Source organism: Paractinoplanes hotanensis (assembly GCF_023717965.1).
GTDB classification, from domain to species: Bacteria; Actinomycetota; Actinomycetes; order Mycobacteriales; family Micromonosporaceae; genus Actinoplanes; species Actinoplanes polyasparticus.
On record NZ_JAMQOL010000077.1, the window covers coordinates 58,950 to 68,241 of the forward strand.

The 9,292-nt window shown below is 68.7% G+C and carries 8 protein-coding genes and 1 tRNA gene; 3 read left to right on the top strand and 6 right to left on the bottom strand.

The genetic code is table 11. The annotated features are described in order from the left end of the window. Positions 1-75: 75 nt before the first annotated feature. The 3 genes from LXN57_RS43770 to LXN57_RS43780 form a co-directional block, all read right to left on the bottom strand. Positions 76-537, bottom strand: coding sequence for a hypothetical protein (locus LXN57_RS43770; RefSeq protein ID WP_251804218.1), 462 nt, complete (start codon positions 535-537; stop codon positions 76-78). A gap of 213 nt (positions 538-750) precedes the next feature. Continuing rightward, complete coding sequence (locus LXN57_RS43775; RefSeq protein ID WP_251804219.1) at positions 751-2,007, bottom strand: magnesium transporter MgtE N-terminal domain-containing protein; 1,257 nt, start codon at positions 2,005-2,007, stop codon at positions 751-753. A 780-nt stretch (positions 2,008-2,787) separates the two neighbouring features. Further along, positions 2,788-3,468 carry a single-stranded DNA-binding protein gene (locus LXN57_RS43780; protein WP_251804220.1) on the bottom strand — a complete coding sequence of 227 codons (681 nt, stop codon included), beginning with the start codon at positions 3,466-3,468 and terminating at the stop codon, positions 2,788-2,790. Between the two features lie 170 nt (positions 3,469-3,638). Between LXN57_RS43780 and LXN57_RS43785 the strand changes: the two genes are divergently transcribed. The 3 genes from LXN57_RS43785 to LXN57_RS43795 all read left to right on the top strand — a co-directional run bounded on the left by LXN57_RS43785 (position 3,639) and on the right by LXN57_RS43795 (position 7,028). Continuing rightward, entirely contained in the window at positions 3,639-4,631 is a 993-nt protein-coding gene (locus tag LXN57_RS43785; RefSeq protein ID WP_251804221.1) for an alpha/beta hydrolase, read from the top strand. Next, on the top strand, positions 4,631-6,883 hold the full coding sequence (locus tag LXN57_RS43790; protein WP_251804222.1) for a DUF3856 domain-containing protein: 2,253 nt from the start codon (positions 4,631-4,633) through the stop codon (positions 6,881-6,883). The genes LXN57_RS43785 and LXN57_RS43790 overlap by 1 nt, the downstream gene beginning before the upstream one ends. 72 nt (positions 6,884-6,955) lie before the next feature. Continuing rightward, positions 6,956-7,028 (top strand) — tRNA-Arg (locus LXN57_RS43795). A 308-nt stretch (positions 7,029-7,336) separates the two neighbouring features. Here the strand turns inward: LXN57_RS43795 and LXN57_RS43800 are convergent. Genes LXN57_RS43800 through LXN57_RS43810 form a run of 3 tightly spaced genes read right to left on the bottom strand, consistent with a single transcriptional unit; the run spans position 7,337 to position 9,164 of the window. Beyond that, a complete protein-coding gene (locus LXN57_RS43800) occupies positions 7,337-8,188 on the bottom strand; it encodes a protein kinase family protein (RefSeq protein ID WP_251804223.1) in 852 nt (283 codons plus the stop codon). A 32-nt stretch (positions 8,189-8,220) separates the two neighbouring features. Next, positions 8,221-8,400: a hypothetical protein gene (locus LXN57_RS43805; protein WP_251804224.1), complete on the bottom strand. Its 180-nt coding sequence runs from the start codon at positions 8,398-8,400 to the stop codon at positions 8,221-8,223. Beyond that, positions 8,397-9,164 carry a radical SAM protein gene (locus LXN57_RS43810; protein WP_285904749.1) on the bottom strand — a complete coding sequence of 256 codons (768 nt, stop codon included), beginning with the start codon at positions 9,162-9,164 and terminating at the stop codon, positions 8,397-8,399. Before LXN57_RS43810 ends, LXN57_RS43805 begins: the two co-directional genes overlap by 4 nt. Positions 9,165-9,292: the final 128 nt, after the last annotated feature.

A 9,292-nucleotide genomic window follows, 5' to 3' on the forward strand; every position in this document is an offset into this window, starting at 1 on the left:
CCCTGTCCAGGGCTCCGCCCCCGCCCCCGCCACGCCCTTGGTCCTTTCGTCTTCGCCGCTTCGCCCTACCGACGATCATGAGCGCAGGTCGCACACCCAGACCACGATTTCCTGAACGTCCGGTTCCGGCCCGTTCGGGAGCGGCACCGGATCGAACTCGCCCCAGACGATCGCGCCCGGCGCGCGGTCCTCCAGGAACTCGACGACGATCGTGTGCAGGTCACCCGTCGTCCGGTACTTCTCGGTGAACGGCAACTCGTCGCGCCCGCACGACCCGGCGGAGCAGCGCAACTGCCCCGCCTGCAGGTCGTGCCACACATAGAACGTGGCCGGCCCCACGTGCGACATCGCGACGACCTGCTCCCGCAGCAACTCGATCGTCTCTTCGAAGGCGGTGACCACCTCGTCGGCCGACAGGCCCATGCGCTCGTGCGGGGGCGCGCCGAACCAGTTGGTGTTGGCGGTCTCGGTGTCCTGGTCGTGCGGCGCGAGAACCAGTGTCTCGCCCGCGATCGCGCGGATCTCCTTCAACAGCACGCCGCCCAGTCTGCCGGTCCGGCCCCACCCAGGACCAACCGGGCAGGTCGGCCGGGTGGCCCCTTCCCCCGGACGATCGGACCACCCCGTTCGGGGGCGGTGTCATTCTTCCCGGTGATCGGCGCCTTTCGTCCGCCCAGGACAAGCGACGCCGTCAGCCCGGGATACGCGCGTTGACCTGCACCTCACGCGATCCGATCCGGCACTCGGGCGTCATGCCCTGGCTTGCGCTTCGCGGACTATCGAAGCCATCACCGGCGTCATCAATCTGAGGATCCGTGCTCGGAACTCGGGGGAAATCAGGTTCAGGACGGACGCGCTGAGATCGACGCCGAGCTCACCCAGAAGGGCCGTGGACGTCTCCGCCGCCAGCCCGTCAAGAATGTCGGCCACCGTCTCGGCGGTGGCCCGCGAGAGCTTTCGGCCGACGTCTTCGATCCCGACCTGCCGAATGAGCGCCCGCCTCCGCCGCGTGGTAAGTGCTGCGAGCAAGCCGGCGGCGGCGTCTCCGGGTATCGCAGTGAGGAGTTCGGCGCACCGTTCAAGCGTGTAGGACGTCTCGAACAGGGCGACGATCCGACTGAAACTCAAACTGAAAAGCAGCTTCACCGCGAGCTTGTCCGGCATCCGATCACTGGCTACCAAGATTTCGCGTGTCTCTATCGGAATTCCCGGGATGACCCCGTCCATCGTGAGAGGAGGGAGGTTGCTGAGGGTCTCGGCGGAGATCCCGGCCGGCATGGCCGAGATGACGGACGCTGCGACTACGGCCGGCATCCGTCGCAGCAACTCGGCCGACACGGTGTGATCGTACGGACGCAGAAGCCGCTGAGCGGCCGACGGTTCCATCCACCCCATGCATTCGGCCACTTGATCGGCGGCCATGAAGGCGAGGGCTTCGGCCGCACGACGAGGCTCCATCGAGGAAAGGTGCTGCGCGGCGACAGGGGCGTGCAGCTGGGCGAGATACTTTCCGACAGCGGCCGGAGGCAGGAGTTTCAACATCGGTGTCACGGCGGCGGGATCTGCGGCTTCAAGGCGTCCGACGATGTTGACCATCCCGTCGATGCCTGGCCGTTCGTCGTCGACCGCGGCAACGTCCGGCAGTCCGTAGAACGGATCCGTCGCTGCCGGGTTCGCTCGAATTGCCCGCCTCGAACGGCTCCGGGCAACGCGATGCCGGGCATCGACCCAGGTCGTCAGCTCTTCTTCAGCCACTCCGCACGCCTGGGCCACCCGGAACACCACTTTGGCGCTCGGTAGAACCCGACCAGATTCCGCATTGCACAGTGTGCTGCGTGGAACGCCGGTGATCTCCGACAATTCACGCAGGCTGATCAGCTCGTCCGTCAACTCCCGCCGAGGGGCGCGAAGACGAAGTTCTTTCAAAACGGCGGCCAGGTCGGCGACGGTGTGGACGGCGTGGAGTTCCGGCGCGGCTTGCGCGCCTGTTTCGATGGGGGACGGCACTGTTCAATGCTGTCCCACGCTGTCCGGCCCTGTCCCGGCCGTCACCCATCGGACGTACCCAAAAGCTGTTGACCTGCGACGGGAATGCATGGAGATCCGGCCACCGACGTGAAGAGGGTCCCGGCGATACAAGAATCGACGGACTGTAGGTGCGCACGGAAACCCGAGAGATGCGTGATATTCGATCCTGCGCAGTTATGCGCGCGATCAAGAAAGAGGGTGGCGGTCGTATGCAGCACGACCGCCACCCGATCTCCCCAACACGCTGAGCAATGAGGGGATCCATGGATAGTAACAATGCGCCAAGCCAACGGCCATCGCCCAATTCAGGCAATCGGCCTCACGAGGTTCCCGCTACGCCGCACGATCGTTCGAGTGGCCTGATAACCCGCCGGGGCCTCGTGGGCTTCGGCGGCGTCGCGGGTGGTGCCGTCGCGGGCGCCGCAGCCTGGAACGCCGGCCCGTGGCTCGCAATCCTGATCGGCCTCTTTGCCGCACTGGGGTCGGCAGCCGCCCTTCACGAATTGCTTCCCAGGCACTGGTAGTGCGCGCATCGGCGAGAGGTCCAGGCGCCTCTGCGGTATAGGCGTAGGACTAGTTATCATACGACTAGGCTAGCCGGACTTGGTTCCGGCGTCCAGAGCGATCGGACGGGATGCCCGGTCGTGTCCTGCGGTCTGCTGGACGGACTGGCCGGCCCGGGACATCCTCGACTCGAGCTGATCGAGCCTTGATCGATTGAGCGAGCCGGGTGGCCCGGCGGCCACCCGGCTCGGTGGGTCAGGCCGCGACGGGCTCCTTCCGGGAACTGCGGCGCGAGCGCCGGGCGGGCGCGGGATCGGCGGCGGCGAGCTGCTCGACCTCGGCCGCGATCTCGTCATCGCTCGGCGATTCGGCCGGAGCGTCTTCCGAACGCGGTGCGGCGTCATCGTCCGCAGGCGGGGTGGCGGCTGCGGCCACGTCGAGGAACGTCGGAGCTTCCTCGTCGGGGACGCCCTCGCCGAAGACGACCGGGACGTCGTCGGTCGGGACCGGGGCCGACTGTTCGCCGCCGATGAAGACGCCGTCCTCGATCGGGGGCAGGATCTGGGCCGGGCGGGAGTTGCGGGCGAACCGGGCGCGGCCCCGGGCGAGGTCGTGGCCGATCGAGTACGCCTCCATCTCGTACGAGATGCGGTCGTTGCCCTCGCTGTCTTTCCAGTCGCGGGTGAACAGCCGGCCGTAGACGATGACGGGGTCGCCGACGGCGATCGACGAGATCACGCCCTCGGCGAGCCGGCGCCACGCGGTCACCCGCACCCGCAGGCTGTTCCCGTCGACCCAGGTGTTGGTCTCACGGTCGAACTTGCGCGCGTTGGACGCGACCCGGAAGTTGGCGACCATCGAGCCGGACTGCTCGAGACGCCGCCATTCCGGCGCCCTCAGCACGTTGCCCACGACGACGAGGTTGGTGTCGAACATGGTGACCTCCTGTTGTGTTGCGGTGAGGTGGGCAGCTTCGCGCTCGGGGCGTACGGCCGGGGGATCTTGAGGACGAGGTTGTGGACAAGTCGTACGGCTGTGGATATCCGCCGCGAGGCTGTGGCTTCTGATATCGCGCACGGCCGGGTACCGGTGGGTAGCCTGGGCGCGTGGAGATCGACGTTCTCGGACCGCCGTACGAGCGGCACACGATCGACCTGGGTCGCGACGACGAGGGCGACGTGGTCGCCACCCTGGTGCGCCGCCGGGCCGACGGGCCCACCCGGCGTGCCGTCCTCTACGTGCACGGCTTCGTGGACTATTTCTTCCAGACCCACCTGGCCGACTTCTTCGTCGAGCGCGGCTGGGATTTCTACGCGCTCGACCTGCGTAAGTACGGCCGCAGCCTGCTTCCCCACCAGACGCCGAACTTCGCGCGCAGCCTCACCGAATACTTCCCGGAACTGGACGAGGCAGCACGCATCATCCGCGCGCAGGACGGCCACGATCAGCTGCTGGTGGCCGGTCATTCCACCGGCGGCCTGATCACGTCGCTGTGGGCCCACACCCGGCAGGGGCGGGGCATTGTCGACGGGCTGTTCCTGAACAGCCCGTTCTTCGACTTCAACGTGCCCTGGCTGCTGAAGCGGCCAATCATGGCGGCGACGATCGCCGCGACCCGCCGGATGCCCTACCGGAAGATCCCGATGGCCTCGCTCGGCCTGTACGGGCAGAGCCTGCACAGCGAGCACCGTGGCGAGTGGAACTACGACCTGACGTGGAAGCCGGTGTTCGGCTTCCCGGTGACGGCCGGCTGGCTGGAGGCCATCCGCCGGGGCCAGCAACGATTGCGGGCCGGGCTGGGGATCGACGTGCCGGTGATGGTCGCCTGTTCGACGCGGACGTTCCGGGGGCGGGCGTGGCACGACGACCTCCGGGTCTCGGACTCCGTGCTGGATGTGGAGCACATCGTCCGCTGGGCGCCGCGCCTCGGCGCGCGGGTCACGATCGCCCGCTTCGACGGCGGGATGCACGACCTGACGCTGTCCGGCAAACAGGTGCGGGTCGAAGTCTTCCGGGAGCTGGCGCGCTGGAGCGACGCGTTCCTGCCGCCCGTGGGTACGCCGGAGGTCGAGGTGCCACCGGCACCCGAGGACGCTTGATGGCCCCGGAAACCGGTCCGCTGCCCGACCCGGACGGCTGCCGTTCCCTGGACGCTCTGGCCGCCACCCTGCGCGCCCTGAAATCATGGGCGGGCGATCCGACCTTCGACACGATCACGACCCGCGTCAACGCGCGGCTGCCCTCGACCGGCCGCGGCACGATCGCCGACTGTTTCCGCGACGGCCGCCGCCGGATCAACGCGGATCTGGTGCTCGCGGTGGTGGCCGCGCTGCACGACGACGCGGAATACCTGGCCCGCTGGCGGCGGGCGATCCGGGTCACGCTGGCCGAGAAGCAGGCCGCGGCGCAGGTACGGGTTCTGGCCCGGCTGCCCGACGAGGCGGACCCGTTCGTCGGCCGGGAACCGCACCTGGCCGCCCTGGACCGGGCCACCGGCGTCTGTGTGATCACCGGGATGGCCGGCGTCGGGAAGACCCGCCTCGCGGTGCACGCGGGTCACCGCCGTACGCAAGGAACTTCGCTCTTCGTCGACCTGCGTGGCTTCCATCCCGACGAGGCCCAGCCGCCGGCCGACCCCGCCGCCGTGCTCGACGGCTTCCTGCGTGCGCTGGGCGTCACGGGCCGGCAGATACCGCACGATCTCGCGGCGCGCTCGGCCCTGTTCCGCGAGCAGCTCGCCGGCCGTCAGGCGCTGGTGATCCTCGACAACGCCGCCGACGAGGACCAGGTGCGCCCGCTGCTGTGCCCCGACGCGCTGACCGTGGTCACGTCCCGCCGCGACCTGGCCGATCTGCTGCCCACCACCCGCATCGACCTGGACGTCTTCAGCCCGCTCGAGGCCGCGCAGCTGCTCGGGAACGACACTTCCGACGCACTCGAGCGGGTAGCGCGCCGCTGCGGATATCTGCCGCTCGCGTTGACGATCGTCGCCGGTCAGATGGCGGCCACGCCGAGCTGGACGGTCGCCGACCACGCCGACCGCCTCGAGGAGCGGCACCGCAACTACCACCTCGACGACGGCGTCCAGCTGGCGCTGCACCTCTCCGACCAGCGGCTGCCACCGGCGCGGCGAACCCTGCTGCGCCGCCTGGCCGGCCATCCGGGCCAGGATTTCGACGCGTACGCGGCCGCCGCGGTGCTCGACGCCGACCTCGGCGCGACCGAGGAGCATCTGCGCCGCCTGACGGCGGAACACCTGGTGCAACAACCGGTTCCGGGACGCTTCGTGCTGCACGATCTGGTGCGGGCGTACGCCGTCGAGCGCGCCACCGACGACGAGCGCCCCACAGATCGCCGGGCCGCCCAGACCCGCCTGTACGACCTTTACCTGTACGCCGCGTCGGCCGCGATGGACGCCCTGCATCCCGCCGAACGGCACCGCCGCCCCACGCTGCCGCCGAACGACGTACCGAAGCCGGCCCTCGACGACCCGAAGGCCGCGCTGCATTGGCTCGACACGGAACGATCGACGCTGGTGGCCGTATGCCTGGCCGCGCCGTCACACGCGGTGCCTCTGGCCGCAACCATCTACACCTATCTGGACAACGGCGGCTACCCGGCCGAGGCGATCACCGTGCACACCGCGGCCCGCAACGCCGCCGTCGCCACGGGCGACCCGGCCGGCGAGGCCGGCGCCCTGATCAACCTGGGCGTCGTGTACTGGCAGCTGGGCCGCAACGCCGAGGCCCGCGACCGGATGAGCGAGTCGCTGACCCTGTTCCGCCGCCTGGGTGACGCCCGCGGCGAGGCCCGCGCGCTGGGCAACCTCGGCGTGGTCTACAACGCCTTCGGCGACCACACCGCCTCCGCCGAGCATCACACGCAAGCCCTGGCCAAGTTCGTCGAGATCGGCGACCGCGTGGGCGAGGCCAACACCCTGACCAACCTCGGCGACGTGTACCTCCGGATGGACCGCCTGTCGGAGGCAGCCGACCACCACCGCCGGGCCCTCGACCTGTTCCGAGCCCTGAACCACCGCGGCGGCGAGGCCACGGCCCTGACCAACCTCGGCGACGCCGACACCCGCCTGGGCAACCTCACGGAGGCGCTCGACTCCCTCGACCGCGCCGTAGCCATCTTCGGCGAACTGGGCGAACGGTACGGCCAGACCTGCGCCCTGAACGGCCGAGCGGAGGCACTGGCCGCGATGGGCCGCCCGGAAGAGGCCGTCACGACGTTCCGCCTGGCGCTGGGCCTGGCCCAGTTGATCGATGACCCGGCCGAACAGTCCCGGGCCCGCACAGCCCTGACCACCCTCGGCGCCCCGCCTGTTGACGACCCGCCAACGTAGCCCTTTCGGTCCCCCGCCGGCCGCCGATGGGTTACACCCGCGCCGCCGTCGGCAAGATAAGCTGTGGCCCTCGCGCTCGTAGCTCAGCGGATAGAGCAACGGACTTCTAATCCGTCGGTCGCAGGTTCGAATCCTGCCGGGCGCGCTTGAGATTCCCTGGGGCCCGAGCCCCAGACCCCACGCCGTGGGGGCAAGCCCCCCCGGATCCCCCATCGCCATGGTGCCGGCCAGCCTACGATCGGCGCCCCGTCGGGGCCGAGCTGGGCCGCAGCCTCCCCCGCCGAGCGAGCAAGTAGCCGAACACTGATTGAACACACCGCCGGGGGCTCGACCCAAGAAGGGGAGCTGCCGCGTCGTTATTGCCGTTGAGTACGCGTCGGCGGGCTTCAGTTGTCGTTATGAGCCGTCAAACGCAAGGAAGGCGCCGTCCGGCAAACCAGTGCGAGGCCTTCCTCATATGCGGCTGGCGCGGTACACATTCCATCGTTCCGCGGCGACCACCATGCGTCTGGTCCAGGCGTCGGGTTGCGCTCCGGCGATTTGGTGCCACATGCGGGCGTTGGCTGCGGCGAATGCGGCGAGACCAGCGTCGGTAGCCGTTTGCCAGGCGGGAATCCGTTGCGCCCAGCGCTCGGCTTCGACCGGTGAATGGCCCGCGCTGATAAGCCAGATCGTCCAGTAAGCCGCGTCCAGCCAGGCGGCCCCACGGGTAGCCCAGCCCCAGTCGACCATGCAGGCGCGACCGTCGGCGACGATGACGTTCGCGTTGTTCAGGTCTGTGTGGAGCAGACAGGGCCCAGCGAAGTGATGTAGCTCGTCGGGTGCGGCGTAGCGCTGAAGCCGTAGCGGCGCCTCGCGGAGGGTGACATCCGGGCAGGGAATCTCGCCGAGGCGAGTCAGCAGGTCCGCGACCGCTCGAAGATCGCCGGACTCGGGTGTGTAATCGGCTTGATGCCCGGTGATGGCCTCGAAGACCAGAACGTCCCACCCGTCAGTAACAATGCGGGCAAGCAGCCTGGGCGCGATCGCACGAACGAACGGAGCGACGGCCGCTTCGGCAGCCTGGGTCCACACCCAGCGATGGTCGCTCGGCAGCGCTTTGACGAAGAATTTCCCACCGACGGCCACGAGGACAGCGGCAACGGAGCTGTTGAGTCCTGAGCCCGCGCTTTCGGCATGGTGAACTTCACCGGTGCACTGCTCGACCTCGGACCGGACGTTCTCCGGCAGATCCCCGTAGGGAATGCGGGTGGGCGGCATATGGCGATCTCGATCTCGACCAGGCCCCAGGGCCGCCGCGTCCATGGCACGACGGCGACCCCGAGTGATGGGTTGGGTCAGTTGTACGGGTTGTCGTCGCCGCAGCCGCGCTGGTTGGTGCGGGTCAGGGCATCGACGTTGTCGACGATGACGACGTCGAGCGGCTCCGGGGCGGCGGGAGCGGCCAGCGTGGGGTTGACAGGGGCGGCGGGGATCGGTGCGGGGCGGCGGGTGATCTCGACAGCGGTGACGGTCATGAGCTGGTCCTTTCGCCGTGCTGACAGTAGTGATCCAGTGGTGCCTTCGCCTCCTGGTACACGCGCGCCATGGGTCGGCATACCCGGCAGGTGGACGACAGCGTGCAGCCGGTACATCCACCTGTGCGAAGCATTTGGGCGTCTGCGATCGCGGGCAGACGCATCAGCCCTTCCGGGCCTTCGGTGATCAAGCTGATCGGGTTGTCCCGGCCGACCTTGCACATCGTGGCCATGCCATGCGGGTCGACGTGGAACGAGGTGTGCCCGGCCGGACAACCGCCAAAGACAGCACTCTTGTCGAGGTAGCCGGGCGCCTGAGCCTGCAAGGTCGAGCCGTCGCCTGTGTAGGTCGGCGAGATGGAGCCGTACTCGTTACGCGGGAAGCCGAGTTGGTCGACCAGGGAGCGCATGGCTTCCAACTCGTCGACGTTGTGCTTGGTGATGATGATCGTGACCTCGACGGGCAGTCCGACCTCAGCCGCCGCGAGCAGGCCGGCGTACGTCCGCTTGAACGCGCCCCGGGTCTGGGTCAAAGCGTCGGCAGTCTCCGGGCTTGCCCCGTACATCGACACGGTGATCTTGTGCGGGCGAGCCGCGGTGAACAGGGCCAAATGCTCCGGCCGCGCCAGACGTGAGCCGTTGGTCAGGATCTCCAGCATCATCCCGGCGTCGTAAGCGCGCTGGTAGGCAGGTGCGAAGTCGGGATCGATCAGCGGCTCCCCGCCGGTGATCTGGAACCACAGCACGCCCATGCCGGCCAGCATGTCGATCAGCCGGAGTTTGTCGGGTAGTGCCAGTCCGGCGAAGGGACGCTGTGATGGCGCTTCCTGAAACTCCCCACTTCTGCTAGATCAACTTCCTCACTTGGGTGATCCCTGGACGGTTCGTGTGG

Bases quoted from the DNA above. Each gene is read 5' to 3' on its own strand.
- LXN57_RS43780 (WP_251804220.1), bottom strand. From the start codon at position 3,468: ATGTTCGACACCAACCTCGTCGTCGTGGGCAACGTGCTGAGGGCGCCG.
- LXN57_RS43790 (WP_251804222.1), top strand. From the start codon at position 4,631: ATGGCCCCGGAAACCGGTCCGCTGCCCGACCCGGACGGCTGCCGTTCC.
- LXN57_RS43800 (WP_251804223.1), bottom strand. From the start codon at position 8,188: ATGGACGCGGCGGCCCTGGGGCCTGGTCGAGATCGAGATCGCCATATG.
- LXN57_RS43805 (WP_251804224.1), bottom strand. From the start codon at position 8,400: ATGACCGTCACCGCTGTCGAGATCACCCGCCGCCCCGCACCGATCCCC.
- LXN57_RS43810 (WP_285904749.1), bottom strand. From the start codon at position 9,164: ATGCTGGCCGGCATGGGCGTGCTGTGGTTCCAGATCACCGGCGGGGAG.